We start from the raw sequence: 19,641 nt of genomic DNA on the forward strand, positions 1-19,641 counted from the left end.
GCGCTGTGTCGGAGCAGCCGGAGATCAGCCACGCGACCGTCGACGACGGCATCGCCCGGCTGACCTGGACCTCCGACCTCACCGAGCGCGGCTGGCAGGCCGCCGTCGACGTCGTACGACGCCAGGTGGCCGAGGCGCTGACCGACCACGACCGGGTCGAGGTCAAGGTCGCGATCGACGATGCCGAGGCCCAGCGGATCGCGACCTGGTCCGGCCTGCGCCGCGAGGGCGTCCAGCGCGGGCGCGCGGGCGACGTGGTCGTCTACGCGCGCCTGGTCGACGACGTCCCGGTGCACGAGCCGGGCGGCTTCCGCGCGCTGCTCAACTCGTTCCTGCCCCGCAAGCGCGGGATCGCGCAGATGCTGGTCCGCGACGCCGACGGCCCCGCGGCACGGGTGCTGATGTGCAACCTGACCTACAAGACCGACTGGGACCTGCCCGGAGGCGTGGTCGAGGTCGGTGAGTCGCCGCACGTCGCCGTCGCTCGCGAGGTCGAGGAGGAGCTCGCCCTCGAGATCCCCGCCGGCCGGCTGCTGCTGACCGACTGGCTGCCGCCGTGGGGCGGCTGGGACGACGCGCTCTGCCTCGTGTTCGACGGCGGCGCGCACCCCGCGTCGATCGTCGAGCAGGTCGTGCCGCAGGCCCGCGAGATCCGCAGCGCGGCCTTCCTCACCCTCGACGAGGTCGACGAGCGGGCCGCGGACTTCACCGCCCGGCGGGTGCGAGCTGCTCTGGCGAGTCTCGCGGGCGAGGGTCCCGGCTATACCGAGTCCGGCCGCTGAGCCGACCGGACCAGCGGGCCTGGGCGACCAGCACGCCGAGCACCAGCAGCGCGCCACCGGCCAGCTCGCCGGTCGACGGGACCTCGTCGAGCAGCGCCCACGCCGACCCGATCGCGACCGGCGGGACGAGCAGGATCCACGGCACCACGGCCGACGACGGGTTGCGCGACAGCAGCCCGTTGAAGAGGCCGTAGCCGACCAGCGAGGCGAGCCCGGCGGTGTAGACGGTGGACAGGCCGGCCCGCCACCCGAACGCGGCGACGCCGTCCGCGACCGCGCTCGGGCCGTCGACGACGAGCGAGAGCAGCACCAGCGGGACCGGGACGACGAGCGCCGACCAGACCGTGAGCGAGAGGCCGCCGGTCGCTCCGGAGGCACGGGACACGACGTTGCCGATCGCCCACATCAGCGCCGCCGACAGGCACAGCAGGAGGGCGATCGCCGGGACGTGCCCGCCGCGGCCGAGGCCGACGACGACCAGCCCGACGGCGCCGAGGAGGACGCCGGCGACCTGCGGCCGCGTCGGCCGCTCGCGCAGCACCACCGCGGCGAGCGCGATGGTCAGCACGACCTGCGCCTGGAGGACCAGGCCCGCGAGCCCCGGCGGCATGCCGGCGTCCATCGCGACGTAGAGGAACCCGAACTGGCCCAGCGACATGAAGACGCCCACCGCCGCCACGGTGCGCCACGGGACGGGCGGACGCGGGAGCAGGAAGACCGCCGGCACGACCACGGCGAGGAAGCGCGCGGCGAGGAACAGGAGCGGCGGCACGTCGCCCATCCCCCAGTCGATCACGACGAAGTTGAAGCCCCAGATCACGGCGACGAGGGCGGCGAGGGCCTGGTCCTTGCGGGTCACCCGTCCATCGTCGCCGCCGGAACCATGAAGCACCAGCGAATAGATCTGCGCAACTTCATGTAGCGTTGCTGCATGATTGACCTGGACGCCCTCGCCGGCCTGCGCGCCGTCGCCACCCACGGATCGGTCGTCGCCGCCGCGGCGGCGACCGGCTTCACCCCAAGCGCGATCTCCCAGCAGGTCAAGCGCCTCGAGCGGCAGACCGGCGTCCCCCTGCTCGAGCGGGTCGGCCGCGGGGTGATGCTCACCAGCCACGGCCAGCACCTCGTCGACGCCGGCGAGCAGGTCCTGGCCGATCTCGAGCAGCTCGAGGCGGGGCTGCAGCAGCGGGCCGGCGTGGTCGCCGGCCGGGTCCGGCTCGCCGCCTTCTCCACCGCCATGCGCGGGCTGATCGCCCCGATCGCCCGCTCCCTGCGCGACGCCCACCCCGACCTCACCCTCACCCTGGACGAGCGCGAGCCGTGGGACGTCGTGGACCTCGTCGCCTCGGGCCAGGCCGAGCTCGGGATCGTCCACCGCTGGGGCGGCGTACCGCTCGCGGTGCCGGACCACGTCGTCAGCACGCCGGTCGCCACGGACCTCGCCGACCTCGTCGTGCACCGCGACGACCCGCTGGCCCGGTGTGCGCGGGTGACGCCGCACGACCTCGTCGACGTCGGCTGGATCGCCACCCCCGAGGGCACGATCTGTCGCCAGTGGCTCTCCCGCATGTACGACGGCACCGGCCGCCCGCCCCGCATCGCCCACGTCTCCGGGGAGTTCGAGTCGCACCTCGCCCTCGTCCGCGCCGGCCTCGGCGTCGCGCTGATCCCGCGGATGGGGCGCGCGCCACTGGGCGAGGAGCTGGTCGCCGTACGGGTGGAGGACCCGGAGCCGATCCGGCTCGTCGACGCCCTGCACCGGCGCACGATGGCCGACTCCCCCGCCGTGCAGGCGGTGCTGGCTGCGTTCGCGGGAGTGGGCGGCTGACGGTCGATCGCGCCGCAATCGAACCGGTGCTCAGAGGCCCCGCCCGGGAAATTGATTGACGTCAATCAATTTCGCGGGCGGGCACGTCCGCGCCCGGTCGCCGGTCCAGGGCCTCGCGGGCGAAGTAGGTCGCGCCCGCGACGGCGCCCGGCATCACCGCGATGCCGCCGAGGGGGATCAGGAAGCACGCCTGCACGCAGACCCCGAAGCCGAGCATCGCCCGGCGGTGCTCGGCCATCAGCTCGCGGCGCTGCGCGCGGTCCATGCCGCGGGCCTCGAGCGGGCGCGACACCAGCTCGCCGGCGAGCAGGCGCCCGGCCAGGACGAGGCCGATGCAGAAGCCGGCGATCGCGCCGACCAGCGGGAGCAGCCCGATGACGAAGACGAGGATCGCGGTGCCGATGCCCATCAGCACGAGCTGGACGCCGTCGAGGATCCCGCGCAGCCAGCCGACGCCCTGCTCGGGCACGTCGCCGCCGAGGGAGATCTCGACCTCCTTCCAGATCTTCTCGTAGAAGGGGTCGCCGACCGCGAGGGTCAGGCCGGTGAAGGTGATGATCGAGAGCATCGCCGCGCCCGCCAGCACCAGCACGAAGAGCACCGCGCGGAAGGTGGTGCGGAGGGCGTCGTACCAGTCGTCGGCGAAGGGCGTGGCCCAGTCGATGACGTCGTCGGCGTACATCACGAGCACGACGAACAGCGTCACGATGAGCGCGGCGCTGATCAGCGCCGGGATGATCCCGAGCAGCATCAGCCGCGGCCGGTGCTTCCACAGGCGCATGCCCTGCGCGAGGAAGCCGGCGCCCTGCCGGACTCCCATCGCCCGGCTCGCGGGCGTGACCGACATCAGGCGTCCGACTTCAGAAGAGGGCAGACGCGAGGGCCTGGCGGCCCTTGAGCACCCGCGGGTCGTCGTTGCCGACGGCGCCGAACAGGCCGAGCAGGTGCTCGCGGGCGCGGTCGCGGTCCTTGCCGGCGGTACGACGAACGAGCTCGACCAGCCGCGCGAAGGCGTCCTCGACGTGGCCGCCGAGCATGTCGAGGTCGGCGACCAGGGTCTGCGCGTCGACGTCGTCGGGGTTGGCGGCGGCGGCCGCCCGCGCCGCGTTGAGGTCGGCGCCCTGAGTGCGCTGGAGCACCTTGGCCATCGCCAGGCCGGCCGCGGCCTCGTGGTCGGCGGGGTTGGCGTCGGCGAGCTTCTGGTACTCGGCCACCGCGGCGTCGATGTCGCCCGCGGCGAGGGCCTCCTGCGCGGGCGCGTATCGCGGGTCGAGCTCGGGCTCGCCGTCCTCGCCCACCTCGCCGGCAGCGGCGCCGCCGAAGGCGTTGGGCTGGTGGCGCCCGGCGATGCCCTGGGCGGTCAGCTGCTGGGCGAACTGGTTGAAGAGCGCGCGGATGTCGTCGATCGGGGCGGCGCCCGGGATCGGCTGGGTCGCCGGGCGGCCGTCGAGGATGACCAGCATCAGCGGCACCTGCGGGATCTGCATCGCCTGCGCGATCTGGGGCACCGCGTCGACGTCGATGGTCGCGGCGAGGAAGCGGCCGTCGTACTCGTCGGCGACGGTGGCCACGTCGCGGGCCAGCTGCTCGCTCTCGGGCGACTGCGAGGGCGAGTGGAAGACGAGCACCACCGGCGCCGTCATCGACGCCTCGAGCACAGTCTGGAAGTTGGCCTCGTCGATCGCCACCGAGTACGCCGAGCCGCCTGCGGGAGCGCTGCTCGCGCCACCTGTCGGCGCTCCGGCGGGCGCGGCTCCGGCGGGCCGCTTCAGCGCCGAGAGGTCGATGGCTCCGGGACGGGAGAACGGCTGCTGCGTCATGGCAGCAAATCCTACGGAACGGTGGTCAGTTCGGGACTCGGGGTCCGCGCAGGCCCGCTCGCTGGACCACGCGCTGGATCGCCAGGTCGCGGTCGTCGGGCCGGCCGACGTACCGGATGTCGCGCAGGCCCTGCTCCTGGGCGGCGGACTCGAAGCAGAAGTGGCCGAAGCCGAGGATCCGTCCGTGCAGCGGCTTCTTGACCGAGATGTCGAGGATCCGGCTGAGCGGCATGGTCGCCAGGCTCTGCGACAGCACGCCGTGGACGCGGAACACCCGCATGTTGGTGATCACGAACCGGTCGCGCAGCACCGCGAGGCCGCCCCACGCGGCGTGGCCGAGCAGCCCCACCGCCACGATGATGAAGAACCAGGCGACCTCGACGGCGACGAACCAGCTCGCGACCAGCAGCAGGGTGGCCAGCACGGCCTCGGCGCCCGGTCGCAGGTAGGCGAACCAGTGGTGCGTGACCTCGTCGACCACGACCTCGCCCTCGTCACGCAGGAGGTGCTTGCCGATCTTCGGGTCGCCGAGTCGCAGGACGACGCCCGCGACGAAGCTCATGGTGGCTCTCGGATCAGTCCATCGCGCCGACGAAGTCGATGACGCCGTTGAACGCATCGGTCGTCAGGTCCCAGCCGTTGCTGGCGGCGCTCTTGGAGGTGTCGGCCAGGCCGTTGGGGTCCGTGAACATCCAGAACCCGAGGAACACGATCACCACGAGGGCGATCACCTTCTTGGCGTCCATCGGCGGGCGTCTCCATCCTGGTCCGGCGTGCTACGGGGCACAGTTCGACACATTGGTACCAAAAGCCCCACCGGTGCCGTGGGAGGCGCGCTGCACGCTACGAGCAGGCGTGCAGCAGCCCGTTGCCGGCCCCGGAGGGAACGGTGCCGTCGCGCAGCCACGCGTCGAAGAACCCGTCCAGGTCCTCCCCCGTCTCGCTGGCCGCCAGCGCCTCGAACTGGGCCACGCTCGCGTTGCCGTCGTGGTGCTGCGCCACCCAGGTGCGGAGCAGGTCGCGCAGGGCCGTCGCGCCGATCCGGTTCTGCAGGGCCGCGAGGACCATCGCGCCGCGGTCGTAGACCGCCTCGTCGAAGATGTTCGCCGCTCCGGGGGCGGTGAGGTCGAGGGTCCAGAACGACGACCCGGACTCGTGGCAGCGGTCCTGGTAGGCCGCGTTGAGCCACGACGCCACCGACGGCCCGCCGTGCGCGGCGGCGTACGCGACCTCGGAGAAGGTCGCGAAGCCCTCGTTGATCCAGATGTCCTTCCAGCGGTGGACGGCGACGCTGTCGCCGAACCACTGGTGCGCGAGCTCGTGCACGACCACGCTGGGATAGATCCAGGCGCCGTACGTCGGCCGGGTCTGGTTCTCGAGCGCGAAGCCGACGTCGAGACCGGTCACCAGGCCGCCGGTGGACGTGAACGGGTAGGTGCCGAGCCAGCCCTGCAGCCAGTCGGTGACCGGCCCGCTCTGCCGCAGCTGCCTCATCGCGCGGGTGCGGTCGCCGGACGAGAGCTGTTGCGAGACCGCGTAGTAGTACGGGATGCCCTTGCCGGTACGGCCGCTCGCGACGTCGTAGCCACCGGCGGCGAAGAAGGCGAGATAGGTCACCATCGGGTCGACCGTCCGCCAGTGGGTCGTGGCGCGGGTGCCGCTCACCGTGCGGCTGACGAGCGAGCCGTTGCTGACGACCCGCTTGGCGCGCGGGACGCTCACCCGGACGTCGAAGACCGCCTTGTCGGTGGGGTGGTCGTTGGACGGGAACCACCACGGCGCCATGTGCGGCTGGTTCATCGCGACGACCTCGTTGCGGTCGGCCAGCCAGTTCCGCTCCCCGCCGTAGGTGTAGGCGTCGGGCTTCCCGGCGTAGGTCACGTCCACCCGGAAGATGTCGCCGCTCGCGATCGTCGCCGGCGGCACCACCTTCAGCTCGTGGTTGAGCGGCTTGGCGAACCGGGCGGTGCGGCCGTCGACCTTGACCGCCGAGACCGGCAGCAGCAGGTCGAGGGTGAAGCTGGTCAGGTCCTGCTTCGCGCGCATCGTCACGACGGTGCGGCCGCGCAGGGTGCGGGAGCCGAAGTCGTAGGAGACCTGGATGTTGTAGCGCAGGGCGTCCGTGCCGCCGTTGCCGTCGTACTTCCAGTAGGGGTCGGGACCGACGGGCGAGCCCGGCCCGGCCGTGAGGGTGGCAGCGCCCGCGCCGGACAGACCCGGGACGAGCAGCAGGAGGAACACCACGAGAACGGTCCGCATGCGCATCGGGCCACCCTACGTCCCGCAGCCGTCGGAGGGGCGAGCTAATTCGGTTGCCCCGGCGAACGGATGTCGGTCACCATCGGGTGCGTCCGTCCGCGCGTTCCCGCGGACCCGTCGAGAGGAGCGTGACATGTCCATGACTGTCCTCGGCCTGCCTTCAGACCGAACCCTTTCGACCCACAGGAGCACCCGTCTTGTTCCAGGAGAACCTCTCCCCTGATCTCGATGCACCCCGCATCGCCCCCCGCATCGACCCCGGCATCGATCCCCGCTTCGTCTTCGACTACCAGTCCTACGACGAGGTCGAGCCCGGCCAGCGATGGTCGACCTGGCTCTCCGTCGAGCCGCTGTCCCGCGGCCCCGAGCCCCGCCCCGACTGGGTGGTCACCTCGCAGGGCGCGATCGACACCGAGCTCGGCATCCTGAAGACCGGCAAGGAGGCCGACGTCTTCCTGCTGGACCGCACCGACCCGCACGACCCGGCGCAGTCCGTGGTGATGGCGGCCAAGCGCTACCGCGCGCCCGACCACCGCACCTTCCACCGCTCGGCGAGCTACACCGAGGGCCGCAGCATGAAGCGCTCCCGCGACGAGCGCGCCATCAAGCGCAAGAGCACGTTCGGCCGCGAGGTCGCCGCCGGCGAGTGGGCGGTGTCGGAGTGGAACGCGCTCAAGCGCTGCTGGGAGCTCGGCCTGCCGGTCCCCTACCCCGTGCAGGTCGACGGCACCGAGATCCTGATGGAGTGGATCTCGGTCGACGGCGAGACCGCGCCCCGGCTCGCCCAGACCCGGCCGGAGCCCGCGCTGCTGGCGTCGTACCTCGACCAGCTGCGGGACGCGATGGCGACGCTGGTGCAGGCCGGTCTCGTGCACGGCGACCTGTCGCCGTACAACATCCTCGCGGCCGGCGAGCGGCTCGTCATCATCGACCTGCCCCAGCTCGTCGACCTGGTCGGCAACGCCCAGGGCTTCGACTTCCTGCTGCGCGACTGCACGAACGTCTGCTCGTGGTTCACGCGGCGCGGGCTGGAGGTCGATCCGCAGGAGCTGTTCGGCGAGCTGGTGGCCCACGCCTTCTGAGGAAGGCCGGGTCGCTCAGAGGAAGCCGCGCACCAGGTCGTGGTAGCCCGGCGGCTCCAGCAGGAACGAGTCGTGGCCCCACGGAGACGCGATCTCCGCGTGGTCCACGGCCACCCCGCGCGCGGCCAGCTGGTCGCGGATCCGCAGCGAGTGGGCCGTCGGGAAGCGCCAGTCGGAGTCGAAGGACAACAGCCGGAAGCGCGTCGACGGTACGACGTCCGGGTGGCTCCCGAACGGGTCGAAGTAGTCCATCGGCCGGGTCAGGTGGAGGTACGACAGCGCGTCGAACCGGCGCAGGAAGGACTCCCCCTGGTGCTGCAGGTAGTCCTCGACCTCGAAGTCGGCACCGAGCCGCTTGTCGGTGCCCGAGGTCGCCCGCCGGTGGCCGAACTTCGCCTCCAGCGACGTCCCGGACACGTAGGTGATGTGGGCCATCATCCGGGCGATCTTGAGCCCGTGGCGTGGCGAGGTGCCGTGGTCGGCGTACCGGCCGTCGTGGAAGTCGGGGTCCTCGAGGATGGCGGCACGGGCCACCGAGGAGAAGGCGATGTTCTCCGGCGTGAGCCGCGAGCTCGCGGCGACCAGCACCGCGCGGTCGATCCGGTCCGGCTCCTGCAGCGCCCACTCGAGGACCTGCATGCCACCGAGCGAGCCGCCGACCGCGGCGTGCAGGCGGTCGATGCCGAGGTGGTCGAGCAGGCCGCGGTGGGCCGTCACGAAGTCGGCCATGTCGAGCGCCGGGAAGTCCGGTCCGTAGCGCCGGCCGGTGGCCGGGTCGACCGACTGCGGGCCGGTCGTGCCGGAGCAGCCGCCGATGAGGTTGGCGGAGACGACGAAGAAGCGCTCGGTGTCGAGCGCCTTGCCCGGGCCGATCAGGTTGTCCCACCACCCGGGCCGGCGTGCGCCCTCGTGCCAGCCGGCGGCGTGGGCGTCGCCGGTCAGCGCGTGGCAGACGAAGACGGCGTTGTCGCGGGCCGGCGACAGCTCGCCGTAGGTCTCGTAGGCGACCTCGACGTGCACCAGCGCGGCACCCGAGGCGAGCACCAGCGGGCCGCGCTGCGTGAGCACGGCCCGCTGGGTCGCGACGACCCCGACGGAGTCGGTCATGGTGGCTGCCCCTGCGCCTACTTGGCGGCGATCAGGGCCTGCTGGAGGTCGGCGATGATGTCGTCGACGTTCTCGATGCCGACCGAGAGCCGGACCAGGTCCTCGGGCACGCCGGCCGCCTCCAGCTCCTCCGGCGTCAGCTGCGAGTGCGTGGTGCTGGCGTTGTGCACGGCCAGCGACTTCGCGTCGCCGATGTTGACGAGGTGGCTGAACAGCTCGACCGACTCGATGAAGCGCTTGCCGCCGTCGCGGCCGCTCTTGAGGCCGAAGGAGACCAGGCCGCCGTACCCCTTGCCGGTGAACAACTTGTCGGCCACGGCCTTGTAGGGGTCCCCGTCGAGGCCGGGGTAGTTGACCCACGCGACCGCCTCGTGGCCCTGGAGGTACTTCGCGACGGCCAGCGCGTTCTCGCTGTGCCGCTCGACGCGCAGGTGGAGCGTCTCGAGGCCCTGCAGGAAGAGGAACGAGTTGAGCGGGGCGATCGCGGCGCCGGTGTTGCGCAGCAGCACGGTCCGCGCCCGGATGATGTAGGCGAGGTTGCCGACGGCCTCGGTCCACACCACGCCGTGGTACGCCGTGTCCGGCCCGGTCAGGCCCGGGAAGCGGTCCGCGTGGGCGGCCCAGTCGAAGTTGCCGGAGTCGACGATGATGCCGCCGATCGAGGTGCCGTGGCCGCCGATGTACTTCGTCGCCGAGTGGACCGAGACGTCGGCGCCGTGGTCGAAGACCCGCTCGAGGTACGGCGTCGTGGCGGTGTTGTCGACCACCAGCGGGAGTCCCTGCGCGTGGGCCGCGTCGGCCCAGGCACGGGTGTCGACGACGTTGAGCTTCGGGTTGCCGATCGTCTCGGCGAACACCAGCTTCGTCCTGTCGTCGACGTGCTTGGCCAGGTCCTCGGGCTTCTCCGGGTCGACGAAGCGGACCTCGATGCCGTACTGCGGCAGCGTGTGCGCGAACAGCGCGTAGGTGCCGCCGTAGAGCGTCGAGATCGCGACGATGTTGTCACCGGAGTAGGTCAGGTTGAGCACGGCGTAGGTGATCGCGGCCGAGCCCGACGCCACCGCGAGGGCGCCCACACCGCCCTCGAGCTGGGCGACCCGCTCCTCGAACGCCGACTGCGTCGGGTTCATGATCCGCGTGTAGATGTTGCCGGGCTCGGCGAGGGCGAACAGGTTGGCGGCGTGCTCGGTGTCGTTGAAGACGTACGACGTCGTCTGGTAGATCGGCACCGCCCGCGCGTTGGTCGCGGGGTCGGGCTGCTCCTGGCCGGCGTGCACGGCGAGGGTCTCGGGACGGTAGGTCATCGTGGGCTCCTGGCGGGGGATGGGTGTCGGTGTGGCGCGGCCGTCCCCGGTGGTCGAGGAGGTTGCGCAGCAACCGTCACGAGACCCCGGTGCGTCCTCGCTTAACTGTAGTGAGTCAATCAAGAAACATTTCAAGGAACCGTCCAACCCGCGGACCCACGGCCCGCGAGGACCCGTCGGGTAGCGTCCGGCCGCGTGAGGAGCACCCGCAGCAGGACCGTCGTCGTCGAGTCCCGCACCGACACCGACCGGCAGTGGCACTCCCGCGCCGGCGAGGCCGGCGCCGCCCACCTGGCCGGCCTCGACATCACGCGGAGCACGCTCTACTCCCCCGCCGACCTCTACGACCGCGACGACTACGCCGCGAGCTTCGACGCCCGCGCCTACGTCTGGGCACGCGCCGCCTGCGGACCGGCCGAGGCGCTCGCCGAGGTCCTCCACGACCAGGCCATCGACACCGCCCTCGCCGCGTGGGTGCGCGATCGCGACCTCGTCGGGGTGATGGGCGGCCACGCCGCGGACCGGGGCACCACGGCCTACGCCGACGCCGCCCGGCTGGGCCGCCTCCTCGGTGCTCGCCACGTGGTGGCGACCGGTGGGGGTCCCGGCGCGATGGAGGCGGCCAACCTCGGCGGCAGGATGGCCGGGCTGCCCGAGGAGGCACTGCTCGACGCGCTGGGCCGGCTGGGCGTCGTACCGTCGTTCCGGCCGTCGATCGACGCCTGGGTGCGAGCGGCACGGGACGCCCTGGAGCTCAGCCCGTCGCCGCGGCCTTCCCTCGGCGTGCCGACCTGGCACTACGGCCACGAGCCGCCGAACCTCTTCGCCACGGCGGTCGCGAAGTACTTCCGCAACGCGCTGCGCGAGGCGATCCTGCTGCAGGTCTGCGATGCCGGCATCGTCTTCCTGCCGGGCGCCGGCGGCACCGTGCAGGAGATCTTCCAGGACGCGTGCGAGAACTACTACGCGACCGACGAGTCGGTGGCGCCGATGGTCCTGGTCGGACGGACCTACTGGACGCAGACCCTCCCCGCCTGGCCGCTCCTGCAGGCGCTCGCGCGCGGCCGCGCCATGGAGGGACACGTCCACCTCGTCGACACCGTCGACGAGGCAGCGGCGCTCTTCGGCTGAGGGCCGCCCGTCACGCAGCGCGGTACGACGTCCGGCTGGTCGCGCGCGGACCGATCACCGCCCGGTAGTGCTCCATCAGCTGCTCGTTGATCGCGAACCAGGACCGCTCCTGGACCGCCCGTAGCGCGGTCGCACCCATCGTCGCCCGCAGCCCGGCGTCCGACGCGAGGCGGTCCACGGCGGCGGCGAGGTCCCGGCCGTCGCCGGGCCGGTAGAGCAACCCGGTGGCGCCGTGGGCGACCACGTCGACGGGTCCGCCGGCGGCCGGCGCGACCACCGGGACGGCCGAGGCGAGCGCCTCCTGGGCCGACTGGCAGAAGGTCTCGTAGCGACCGGTGTGCACGAAGACGTCGAGGGAGGCGTAGGCGCGGCTCAGGTCGTCGCCGTGCAGCAGCCCGAGGAAGGCGGCCCGGTCGCCGAGCAGCCCCTTGAGGCGCTGCTCGTCCGGGCCACCGCCGACCACGACGAGGCGGTAGCGGGGGTCGTCGGCGAGGTGGGTCAGGAGGTCGAGCTCCTTCTCGGCGGCCAGCCGGCCGACGTACCCGACGAGCAGGCGGCCGTCCGGCGAGATCCGCCGGCGCAGCTCCTCGTCGCGGTGGCGCGGGTTGAAGGCGACCAGGTCCACCCCGCGGCCCCACCGGTGGACCTCCGGCACGCCGAGCTCACGCAGCTGCTCGATGCTGGCGGTCGACGGGGCGAGGGTGCGGTCCACGTGGTGGTGGATGCGGCGGGTGAGCGTGGCCATCGCGCGGGCGCCGCCCGGCAGGTCGTAGCGCTCGGCGAAGCCCACGAGGTCGGTCTGGTAGATCGCGACCGTCGGGATGCCGAGCTCGGCGGCGGCACGGGACGCCTGGTAGCCCAGGGTGGCCGGCGAGGCGATGTGGACGACGTCGGGGCGGTACTGCGTCATCACGGTGCGCAGTCGGCGCCGGGTCTCGAGGCCGAGCCGGAAGTCGGGGTAGAAGGGGAGGTTGGCGCCGCGGGCGCGCTTGACGCGGAACCCGGCGTAGCTGTCCGGGCCGGTCGGCGCGACCAGCTGGGCGTGGTGCCCCTCGGCGGAGAGGTGCTCCAGCACGCGGCGCACCGAGTTGGTGACCCCGTTGATCTGCGGGAGGAAGGACTCGGTGACCACGAGGACCCTGAGTCGCGTCGTACCGGGCTTCGTCATGCCAAGGACGCTAGGGACGCCGCGACAACGGAACGTCACCTGACCGGAAGTGTCCGGCGACCGCCGCGTGAACGGCTGGGGTGCCCCGAATCGGGACGTGACCCATTTCATAGAAGGTTCGTTACGGCAGCGTGGAGATCTCTCGCCGTGACCTGATCCGCAAGACCATCGCCGCCGGAGGCCTCGCCGCCGCCGCCACCGCCCTGCCCGGGGTGCTCCGCTCGTCCGCGGCCAACGCCGCCGGCAGCAGCACCGTCCAGCGGACGTTCACCACCGGCACCCCCGGCGCCGGCGGCTACCGCCCCGTCATCTCGGTCGCCGGCGAGGCGCACGGCGTACGTGCCGGCCTGGGCGTCCCCGCCGGTGCGGGCCGTGCCCGCGAGGGCATGATCGCCTTCGTCCAGCTGAGCGACATCCACATCGTCGACGCGCAGTCGCCGCTCCGCCTCGAGTGGACCGACCGGCTCGACGACCCGAGCCCGCTCCCCGCGACGGGGCTGTTCACGTCGTCGTACCGACCGCACGAGATGCTCACCGGCCAGGTCGCCGACTCGATGGTGCGCGCCATCAACGAGATCGCCGACGGCCCGGTCACGGGCAAGCCGCTCGCGCTGGCGATCCAGACCGGCGACAACTCCGACAACTCGCAGCTCAACGAGGTCCGCTGGAACATCGGGGTGCTCAACGGCGGCTCGGTGCGGGTCGACTCCGGCAACCCCAACAAGTGGGAGGGCGTCGCCGACAGCTCGCCGCTCACCTACGACACCGCCTACTGGCACCCGCACGGGGCGCCGGCCGGCAAGCCCGTCGACCGGCCGCGCGCGGAGTACGGCTTCCCCGTCGTACCGGGTCTGCTCGACGCCGCCCGCCGGCCGTTCAACGCCGAGGGCCTGAACATGCCGTGGTACTCCGTCTTCGGCAACCACGACGGCCTCGTCCAGGGCAACTTCCCCACGAGCACCCTCCAGCTCAACCTGCTGGCGCTGGGCACCCTCAAGATCGTCTCCCCGCCGCTCGGCCTCAACCCGGCGCAGCTCTTCGACGACCTGATGACCGACCCGGCCGCGCTGCTGACCAACCTGCTCGGCGGGGCGCTGAACACCGTCGTCCGCACCGTCCAGCCCGACCTGAACCGCCGCCTGCTCACCCGCAAGCAGGTCGTCGAGCAGCACTTCGCGATGGGCGGCGCACCCTTCGGCCACGGCTTCACTGCCGCCAACCGCCAGGCCGGCACGGCGTACTACCACTTCGACAACGGCGCCTTCCGCTTCGTCGTCATGGACACGGTCAACCCCAACGGGTACGCCGACGGGTCGCTCGACAAGACGCAGTTCGCCTGGCTCGAGGCGCTCCTGGACCAGTCCGCCGACAAGATCGTGCTCGTCTTCAGCCACCACACCTCCGACACGATGGGCAACCCGCTCATCGCGACCGGCGGCAGCCTGGAGGCGCGGGTCACCGGCGGCGCCGTGCTCGACGCGCTCCTGGCGCGACCGCAGGTCATCGCCTGGATCAACGGCCACACCCACCGCAACAAGATCACCCCGCGCCCCCGCCCCGCGGGCGGCGGCCTGTGGGAGATCACCACGGCCTCGCACATCGACTGGCCCCAGCAGGCACGGATCATCGAGGTCGCCGACAACGCCGACGGCACCCTGTCGATCTTCACGACGATGGTGGACCACGCCGGCCCGCCGTCGGCCGGGGCGGGTACGGCGAACGCCGTCCAGCTCGCCGGTCTCGCCCGTGAGCTGGCGGCCAACGACTGGCACGAGCACCTGGACGGCTCCGGCGCGCCGGAGGACCGCAACGTCGAGCTGCTGGTCGGCAACCCGCTGGCCTGAGCCCCGGTGGTCGAGGAGGTCGCGCAGCGACCGTCACGAGACCCCGCGCCCCGACCTCCCGCTCAGCCGATCGGGAGCAGCCAGGACCGCTCCTGCCCGAACGCGGCGAAGCCCGCCCGGCGCAGGATCGGTCCGGACGTCTCCACCCGGCCCTTGACGATCGCGAGGTCGGCTCCCACCTCCCGCGCGTAGGCGAGCCGGGCGGCGAGCACGGCCCGGTAGACGCCGCGCCCACGCGCCTCGGGCAGGACGACGCCGCCCCACAGCCGCGCGTCCGGGCCGGCGAGCGTCACCCCGCCCGAGCCGACCGGGCGACCGTCGAGGTAGGCGACGACCGCTCCCCCACCGCCGCCGCGGACCTTCGCCGCCTCTCCGGGGAAGGTCGCCTTGAGCGCCGTGCGGTCGGTGGCCACGCCGCCGAAGACGTCCGCGGCGAGGCGGACCGCGTCGGCGAAGACCGCGAGGTCGTCGCTCCAGCGCAGCTCGACGTCCCCGGCCGGGTGCAGCTGCGGCTCGTCGTCCGCCGCGTCCGCGATCGTCCGGGCCAGCACGTCCACGGTCTCGTCCGGCCGGGCGCCGTGGGCGACCAGGGCCTCCTCCAGCCCGTCCGGGGCGTCCAGGCGGACCCACCAGGCCACGTCCGCCGACGACGGCACGGCCGGGTCCACCATCGGGCGGGCTCGCTCGAGGACCTCGTCGACGACCTCGGCCATCGGCCGGCCGGCATGCGTCCGGACCACCTGCACCGGTCGCTCGGTCCAGTCGGGGTGGCGGACGAGGAGGTACTCGTCGGCCTCGGCCCGCGGCGCGCCGGCGGGGACGAAGACCCACGCCGCGCTCGCCGCGTGCACCCGCTCCCGAGACGGCGGGATCACTCCGCGGCGGCCAGCTGTCCGCAGGCGGCGTCGATCTCGCTGCCCCGCGTGTCCCGCATCGTCGCCGCGATCCCCTTGGCCTCGAGGCGACGGACGAACTCGTCCATGTCCTCCTCGCGCGAGCGGGTGAACTGCGAGCCGGGGACCTCGTTGAGCGGGATCGGGTTGACGTGGACCCAGCTGGTGCCGCGACCGTCGGCCGCGAGCACGTCGGCGAGCAGGTCGGCGCGCCAGCCCTGGTCGTTGATGTCGCGCATCAGGGCGTACTCGATCGAGACGCGCCGTCCGGTCTTCGCGAAGTACTCGTACGCCGCATCCACGGTCTCGGCCACGGAGAAGCGGGTGTTGATCGGCACCAGGTCGTTGCGCAGCTCGTCGTCGGGGGCGTGCAGCGACAGGGCCAGCGTGACGGGGACGCCCTCGTCGGCCAGCTGTCGGATGCGCGGGACCAGGCCGACGGTGGAGACCGTGACGTGGCGGGCCGACAGGCCCAGCCCGGACGGAGCCGGGTCCGTGAGGCGGCGTACGGCGCCGACGGTGGCCTTGTAATTGGCGAGCGGCTCACCCATGCCCATGAACACCACGTTGGACAGGCGACCGGGGCCGCCGGCGACGTCGCCGTTGGCCATCGCCCGCGCGCCGACGACGACCTGGTGCACGATCTCGGCCGTCGACATGTTGCGCTGCAGGCCGCCCTGGCCGGTCGCGCAGAACGGGCAGGCCATGCCGCAGCCGGCCTGGCTGGAGATGCAGATGGTGGCGCGGTCCTTGTAGCGCATCAGCACCGACTCGACGAGCGAGCCATCGAAGAGCTTCCACAGCGTCTTGACGGTCTTGCCCTTGTCGGCGCTCTGCTGCCGGATCGGGTCCATCAGGTCGGGCAGCAGGGCACCCACCAGCTCGTCGCGCTGGGCGGCGGGCAGGTCGGTCATCTCGGCGGGGTCGTGGACCAGCCGGCCGAAGTAGTGCGTCGAGAGCTGCTTGGCGCGGAAGCCCGGCAGGCCCATCTCGACGAGCAGGTCCTTGCGCTCGGTGTCGGTCAGGTCCGCGAGGTGCCGGGGAGGCTTCTTGCGCCCACGCGGCTCCGCGAGGACGAGGGGAAGCGACTTCGGCGGGGTCGCGGGCTGCTCGGACATCACCGTCGATTGTCCCACCGACCCGGCGGCGTACCCAATCGTGCGCTCAGGCGTCCTTCTTGAGCAGGAACCAGAGCACGGCCGCGGCGACGCCGCCGACCACGAGGATCGTCGCGACCATGCCGAGCAGCATGTACTTCGCGAAGCGGCGGGTGTGGTGCGGCACCAGCATCGCGATCGGTACGACGAGCAGCAGGAGCACGAACGGGAAGAGCTCCTCGGCCCGCTCGTAGCCCGCGATGCTCTTGACCACCGCGGCGTACAGGCCGGGGACGACGATGATCGACGCCATGCCCGTGAAGAAGCCGGCCAGCGGGAAGAACACCGGGTGCCCGCGGTGGAACCAGTCGGGCCGCCGCGACCGCTCGGCCGCGTCGTCCGTCTCGTCCGCCAGCGCGCGGTCCTCGAATCCCTGGTTCATGTCCGGCCGATCGTAGCCAACGGGCCCATCGCGCGTCCCGCTGGCCGTCCCCCCGGCCGACCTGTGACAGTAGGCCCGTGAACGACCAGCACCCCGCGCTCACCTACAGCGCCTACCTCTCGCTCGACGACGTCCTCTCCGCGCAGCACCCCCGCTCGGACGAGCACGACGAGCTGCTCTTCATCGTCATCCACCAGGTCTACGAGCTCTGGTTCAAGCAGATGCTCCACGAGACCGCGGGCCTGCAGGCCCGCCTCGAGGCGGGCGACACCCCCCGCGCGCTGCACACGCTGGGCCGCGTGCTCGCCATCCTCAAGGTCGCGGTCGCCCAGGTCGACGTCCTCGAGACGATGACGCCGCGCCAGTTCACCAGCTTCCGCGGCCGCCTCGACGCGTCCAGCGGCTTCCAGTCCGAGCAGTTCCGCGAGCTCGAGGCCACCCTGGGCCGCCGCGACCGCCGCGTCTTCGAGCACTACCCCGAGGGCAGCGCCGGCCGCGAGCGGATCGCGGCCGCGATGTCGCGTCCGTCGGTCTTCGACTCCTTCCTGCGCTACCTCACCACGCAGGGGTACGACGTCCCGCGGGCCGCGCTCGACCGCGACCTGACCAGCCCGTGGGAGCCGTCGCCGGAGGTCCAGCAGCTGCTGCTGGCGGCGTACACGGACGACGGCGGGGCGGCCCAGGTCGCCGAGCGGCTGGTCGACCTCGACGAGGGCCTCCAGGAGTGGCGCTACCGGCACGTGAAGATGGTCGAGCGGACGATCGGGGCCAAGCCGGGCACGGGCGGCTCCTCGGGCGCGACCTACCTGTGGAGCACGGTCACCCGGCAGCTGTTCCCCGACCTCTGGGCGATCCGGAGCGAGATGTGACCTCTGCGCCGCTCGCCGCCCACTACTCCCGGTTCCGGGTGGCGGAGCGGCTGCTGCTGACCGGTCACTCCCACCAGGCGTGGCCGGACATCGCCCGGGAGGGCGTCCTCGAGGCGTGGGACGACGCCGCCCTCGACCTCGGCCGGAAGTGGGACCGGGCCGCGGCCAAGGCGGAGCGGCTGCGCGACGGCGTCCGGGTGCTCGTCGGCGACCCGATCGCCGACGTGGCGCTCGGCGGCAGCGCCCACGAACTGCTGGTGCGCTTCCTCTCCGCGCTCGACCTGTGCGCCCGGCCCCGGCTGGTCACCACCGACGCCGAGTTCGACTCCGCCCGTCGCCAGCTCGACCGGCTCGCCGACGCCGGGCTCGAGGTGGTGCGGGTGCCGGCCACGCCGGTCGACTCGCTGGCCGAGCGCGTCGCGGCAGCGGTGGACGACCGGACCGCGGCCGTGGTGGTGTCGTCCGTGCTGTACGAGACCTCCCTGGTCGTGCCGGGGCTCGCGGCCGTGGCCGCTGCCTGCGAGCGGACCGGGACCGAGCTCCTCGTCGACGCCTACCACCAGCTCGGCGTGCTCCCGCTGGACGTGGGGACCGATGGGCTGGACGAGGCCTGGATCCTCGGCGGCGGCTACAAGTACCTCCAGCTCGGCGAGGGCAACTGCTTCCTGCGCATCCCCCCGCACGCCAGCGGCCTGCAGCCGGTGGTCACCGGCTGGTTCGCCCACGACGGAGACCGGTTCGCCGGGTCGACGTACGACCCGACCAGCCACTACCGCGCCGCCCGTGTGCTCGACTTCTTCGACGAGCAGGGCCTGGCTCCCCCGGTCCTCCGGGCCGTCTCGCAACGCCAGCGCGGGCTGCTCACCGCTGCCTTCGACGCCCTCGACCTGCCCGACGACCTCGTCACCCGGGACCGGGCGACCCCGGCCGAGGGCTTCGGCGGCTTCCTCGCGTTGCGCTCGCCTCGCGCGGCCGAGCTGCGGGCGGCACTCGCCGGGCGCGGCGTGCAGGCCGACCACCGGGGACAGCACCTCAGGCTCGGCCCGGCGCCGTACCTCTCCGACGAGCAGCTGGCCGAGGCGATGGCGCTGCTCGGCGAGGTCGCCGCCGGCCTCAGGTGAAGATGCCGTAGTGCAGCAGCAGCCAGATCGGGGCGATCGTGGCGAGCAGCGAGTCCAGGCGGTCCATCAGGCCGCCGTGGCCCGGGATCACCTGGCTCATGTCCTTGATGCCGAGGTCGCGCTTGATGACCGATTCGCAGAGGTCGCCGAGCGTGGCCATGACGACCGCGATCAGGCCCAGCGCGACGCCGATCCACCAGTCGCCCTCGAGCAGGTAGACGACCAGCGCGACACCGGCGCCGACCGTCGCGAGCGTGGAGCCGGCGAAGCCCTCCCACGACTTCTTCGGCGAGATGACCGGAGCCATCGGGTGCTTGCCGAACAGGACGCCGGCGATGTAGCCGCCGATGTCGGAGGCGATCGTCACCAGGATGAAGGTGATGATGCCCTGCACGCCCTTGTCGTCGAGGCCGCCGCCGGTGCGGCCGCCCTCGGCCAGCATCAGCGCCACGAAGGAGCCCAGGAAGGGCAGGTAGACCAGCGCGAAGACCGACGCGGTGGCATTCTTGACGTAGCCGTCGACGCCGCGACGCAGCAGCCACAGCATGATCACCAGCGCGCTGACCGCGGTCGCGGTCACCAGCGCCGCCGAACCCCACACGTAGGCCACGACGACCATCACGACGCCGCCGATCATGAGCGGCTGCTCGGGCAGGTCGATGTCCTTGGCGAGCAGGCCCTTGCGCAGCTCCCAGACGGCGACCACCACGGCGACCGCGACGATCACCATGAAGGCCGGCTTCCAGAAGACCAGCGAAGCGGCGATCGCGCTCAGCAGCACGACCGCGGACCCGACCGCGGCCTTGAGGTCGCGGCCGGCGCGGCCGTGGTCCTTCTTCGGGGTCGCCTCGGAGGTGGAGGACTCAGACGACGGCGGTGTCGACATCAGGAATG

At 72.5% G+C, this 19,641-nt stretch carries 20 protein-coding genes; 7 read left to right on the forward strand and 13 right to left on the reverse strand.

Translation table 11 applies throughout. From position 1 onward, the window contains the following. The first annotated feature begins 5 nt into the window (after nt 1-5). Nucleotides 6-782, forward strand: coding sequence for an NUDIX domain-containing protein (locus tag BJ993_RS01960; protein ID WP_036546664.1), 777 nt, complete (start codon nt 6-8; stop codon nt 780-782). Here the strand turns inward: BJ993_RS01960 and BJ993_RS01965 are convergent. After that, a complete protein-coding gene (locus tag BJ993_RS01965) occupies nt 706-1,641 on the reverse strand; it encodes an EamA family transporter (RefSeq protein ID WP_179647539.1) in 936 nt (311 codons plus the stop codon). The two genes, BJ993_RS01960 and BJ993_RS01965, sit on opposite strands and share 77 nt — an antisense overlap. A 72-nt stretch (nt 1,642-1,713) precedes the next feature. On the opposite strand from BJ993_RS01965, the gene BJ993_RS01970 reads away from it, so the two are divergent. Continuing rightward, nucleotides 1,714-2,610 carry a LysR family transcriptional regulator gene (locus BJ993_RS01970; RefSeq protein ID WP_179647540.1) on the forward strand — a complete coding sequence of 299 codons (897 nt, stop codon included), beginning with the start codon at nt 1,714-1,716 and terminating at the stop codon, nt 2,608-2,610. 61 nt (nt 2,611-2,671) lie between these two features. Here BJ993_RS01970 and BJ993_RS01975 read toward each other — a convergent pair whose 3' ends face one another. The 5 genes from BJ993_RS01975 to BJ993_RS01995 all read right to left on the reverse strand — a co-directional run bounded on the left by BJ993_RS01975 (nt 2,672) and on the right by BJ993_RS01995 (nt 6,695). Beyond that, complete coding sequence (locus tag BJ993_RS01975) at nt 2,672-3,457, reverse strand: EI24 domain-containing protein (RefSeq protein ID WP_179647541.1); 786 nt, start codon at nt 3,455-3,457, stop codon at nt 2,672-2,674. A 13-nt stretch (nt 3,458-3,470) separates the two neighbouring features. Beyond that, nucleotides 3,471-4,430, reverse strand: a complete 960-nt coding sequence (locus BJ993_RS01980) for a co-chaperone YbbN (RefSeq protein WP_179647542.1) — start codon at nt 4,428-4,430, stop codon at nt 3,471-3,473. Between the two features lie 25 nt (nt 4,431-4,455). Further along, nucleotides 4,456-4,992, reverse strand: a complete 537-nt coding sequence (locus BJ993_RS01985; RefSeq protein ID WP_179647543.1) for a PH domain-containing protein — start codon at nt 4,990-4,992, stop codon at nt 4,456-4,458. 13 nt (nt 4,993-5,005) lie between these two features. Continuing rightward, nucleotides 5,006-5,176: a hypothetical protein gene (locus BJ993_RS01990; RefSeq protein ID WP_179647544.1), complete on the reverse strand. Its 171-nt coding sequence runs from the start codon at nt 5,174-5,176 to the stop codon at nt 5,006-5,008. Between the two features lie 97 nt (nt 5,177-5,273). Continuing rightward, nucleotides 5,274-6,695, reverse strand: a complete 1,422-nt coding sequence (locus BJ993_RS01995; RefSeq protein WP_179647545.1) for a M1 family metallopeptidase — start codon at nt 6,693-6,695, stop codon at nt 5,274-5,276. A 191-nt stretch (nt 6,696-6,886) separates the two neighbouring features. Between BJ993_RS01995 and BJ993_RS02000 the strand changes: the two genes are divergently transcribed. Continuing rightward, nucleotides 6,887-7,771: a serine protein kinase RIO gene (locus BJ993_RS02000; protein WP_179647546.1), complete on the forward strand. Its 885-nt coding sequence runs from the start codon at nt 6,887-6,889 to the stop codon at nt 7,769-7,771. Nucleotides 7,772-7,786: 15 nt separating this feature from the next. Here BJ993_RS02000 and metX read toward each other — a convergent pair whose 3' ends face one another. Then, on the reverse strand, nt 7,787-8,878 hold the full coding sequence (gene metX / locus BJ993_RS02005; protein ID WP_179647547.1) for a homoserine O-acetyltransferase MetX: 1,092 nt from the start codon (nt 8,876-8,878) through the stop codon (nt 7,787-7,789). 17 nt (nt 8,879-8,895) lie between these two features. After that, a complete protein-coding gene (locus BJ993_RS02010) occupies nt 8,896-10,182 on the reverse strand; it encodes an O-acetylhomoserine aminocarboxypropyltransferase/cysteine synthase family protein (RefSeq protein WP_179647548.1) in 1,287 nt (428 codons plus the stop codon). Nucleotides 10,183-10,377: 195 nt separating this feature from the next. On the opposite strand from BJ993_RS02010, the gene BJ993_RS02015 reads away from it, so the two are divergent. Beyond that, nucleotides 10,378-11,313: an LOG family protein gene (locus BJ993_RS02015; protein ID WP_308645448.1), complete on the forward strand. Its 936-nt coding sequence runs from the start codon at nt 10,378-10,380 to the stop codon at nt 11,311-11,313. Between the two features lie 10 nt (nt 11,314-11,323). On the opposite strand, the gene BJ993_RS02020 is transcribed toward BJ993_RS02015, so the two are convergent. Further along, nucleotides 11,324-12,481 carry a glycosyltransferase family 4 protein gene (locus BJ993_RS02020; protein WP_179647549.1) on the reverse strand — a complete coding sequence of 386 codons (1,158 nt, stop codon included), beginning with the start codon at nt 12,479-12,481 and terminating at the stop codon, nt 11,324-11,326. Between the two features lie 131 nt (nt 12,482-12,612). Between BJ993_RS02020 and BJ993_RS02025 the strand changes: the two genes are divergently transcribed. After that, entirely contained in the window at nt 12,613-14,325 is a 1,713-nt protein-coding gene (locus BJ993_RS02025) for a TIGR03767 family metallophosphoesterase (RefSeq protein WP_179647550.1), read from the forward strand. Nucleotides 14,326-14,387: 62 nt separating this feature from the next. On the opposite strand, the gene BJ993_RS02030 is transcribed toward BJ993_RS02025, so the two are convergent. Genes BJ993_RS02030 through BJ993_RS02040 form a run of 3 tightly spaced genes read right to left on the reverse strand, consistent with a single transcriptional unit; the run spans nt 14,388 to nt 16,757 of the window. Continuing rightward, nucleotides 14,388-15,200: a GNAT family N-acetyltransferase gene (locus BJ993_RS02030; RefSeq protein ID WP_179647551.1), complete on the reverse strand. Its 813-nt coding sequence runs from the start codon at nt 15,198-15,200 to the stop codon at nt 14,388-14,390. Then, on the reverse strand, nt 15,197-16,336 hold the full coding sequence (rlmN, locus tag BJ993_RS02035) for a dual-specificity RNA methyltransferase RlmN (RefSeq protein ID WP_179647552.1): 1,140 nt from the start codon (nt 16,334-16,336) through the stop codon (nt 15,197-15,199). Before rlmN ends, BJ993_RS02030 begins: the two co-directional genes overlap by 4 nt. 46 nt (nt 16,337-16,382) lie before the next feature. Then, nucleotides 16,383-16,757, reverse strand: a complete 375-nt coding sequence (locus BJ993_RS02040; protein WP_257026788.1) for a hypothetical protein — start codon at nt 16,755-16,757, stop codon at nt 16,383-16,385. Between the two features lie 77 nt (nt 16,758-16,834). Here BJ993_RS02040 and BJ993_RS26445 point away from each other — a divergent pair, with 77 nt between their 5' ends. Together BJ993_RS26445 and BJ993_RS02050 are read left to right on the forward strand one after the other, a co-directional pair. After that, on the forward strand, nt 16,835-17,626 hold the full coding sequence (locus BJ993_RS26445) for a tryptophan 2,3-dioxygenase (RefSeq protein WP_036546698.1): 792 nt from the start codon (nt 16,835-16,837) through the stop codon (nt 17,624-17,626). Next, nucleotides 17,623-18,747: an aminotransferase class V-fold PLP-dependent enzyme gene (locus BJ993_RS02050; RefSeq protein WP_179647553.1), complete on the forward strand. Its 1,125-nt coding sequence runs from the start codon at nt 17,623-17,625 to the stop codon at nt 18,745-18,747. The genes BJ993_RS26445 and BJ993_RS02050 overlap by 4 nt, the downstream gene beginning before the upstream one ends. Here BJ993_RS02050 and BJ993_RS02055 read toward each other — a convergent pair. Then, the gene (locus tag BJ993_RS02055) at nt 18,740-19,633 is read right to left on the reverse strand and encodes a phosphatidate cytidylyltransferase (protein WP_179647554.1); all 894 of its coding nucleotides are present in this window, start codon (nt 19,631-19,633) and stop codon (nt 18,740-18,742) included. The two genes, BJ993_RS02050 and BJ993_RS02055, sit on opposite strands and share 8 nt — an antisense overlap. Nucleotides 19,634-19,641: the final 8 nt, after the last annotated feature.

Origin of the sequence: Nocardioides aromaticivorans (genome assembly GCF_013408525.1) — a bacterium.
GTDB lineage: Bacteria > Actinomycetota > Actinomycetes > Propionibacteriales > Nocardioidaceae > Nocardioides > Nocardioides aromaticivorans.

What these genes read in the sequence shown, in the direction of transcription:
- BJ993_RS01970 (WP_179647540.1), top strand. Translation starts at nt 1,714, where the DNA reads ATGATTGACCTGGACGCCCTCGCCGGCCTGCGCGCCGTCGCCACCCAC.
- BJ993_RS01975 (WP_179647541.1), bottom strand. Translation starts at nt 3,457, where the DNA reads ATGTCGGTCACGCCCGCGAGCCGGGCGATGGGAGTCCGGCAGGGCGCC.
- BJ993_RS01980 (WP_179647542.1), bottom strand. Translation starts at nt 4,430, where the DNA reads ATGACGCAGCAGCCGTTCTCCCGTCCCGGAGCCATCGACCTCTCGGCG.
- BJ993_RS01985 (WP_179647543.1), bottom strand. Translation starts at nt 4,992, where the DNA reads ATGAGCTTCGTCGCGGGCGTCGTCCTGCGACTCGGCGACCCGAAGATC.
- BJ993_RS01990 (WP_179647544.1), bottom strand. Translation starts at nt 5,176, where the DNA reads ATGGACGCCAAGAAGGTGATCGCCCTCGTGGTGATCGTGTTCCTCGGG.
- BJ993_RS01995 (WP_179647545.1), bottom strand. Translation starts at nt 6,695, where the DNA reads ATGCGCATGCGGACCGTTCTCGTGGTGTTCCTCCTGCTGCTCGTCCCG.
- metX (WP_179647547.1), bottom strand. Translation starts at nt 8,878, where the DNA reads ATGACCGACTCCGTCGGGGTCGTCGCGACCCAGCGGGCCGTGCTCACG.
- BJ993_RS02010 (WP_179647548.1), bottom strand. Translation starts at nt 10,182, where the DNA reads ATGACCTACCGTCCCGAGACCCTCGCCGTGCACGCCGGCCAGGAGCAG.
- BJ993_RS02020 (WP_179647549.1), bottom strand. Translation starts at nt 12,481, where the DNA reads ATGACGAAGCCCGGTACGACGCGACTCAGGGTCCTCGTGGTCACCGAG.
- rlmN (WP_179647552.1), bottom strand. Translation starts at nt 16,336, where the DNA reads ATGTCCGAGCAGCCCGCGACCCCGCCGAAGTCGCTTCCCCTCGTCCTC.
- BJ993_RS02040 (WP_257026788.1), bottom strand. Translation starts at nt 16,757, where the DNA reads ATGAACCAGGGATTCGAGGACCGCGCGCTGGCGGACGAGACGGACGAC.
- BJ993_RS02055 (WP_179647554.1), bottom strand. Translation starts at nt 19,633, where the DNA reads ATGTCGACACCGCCGTCGTCTGAGTCCTCCACCTCCGAGGCGACCCCG.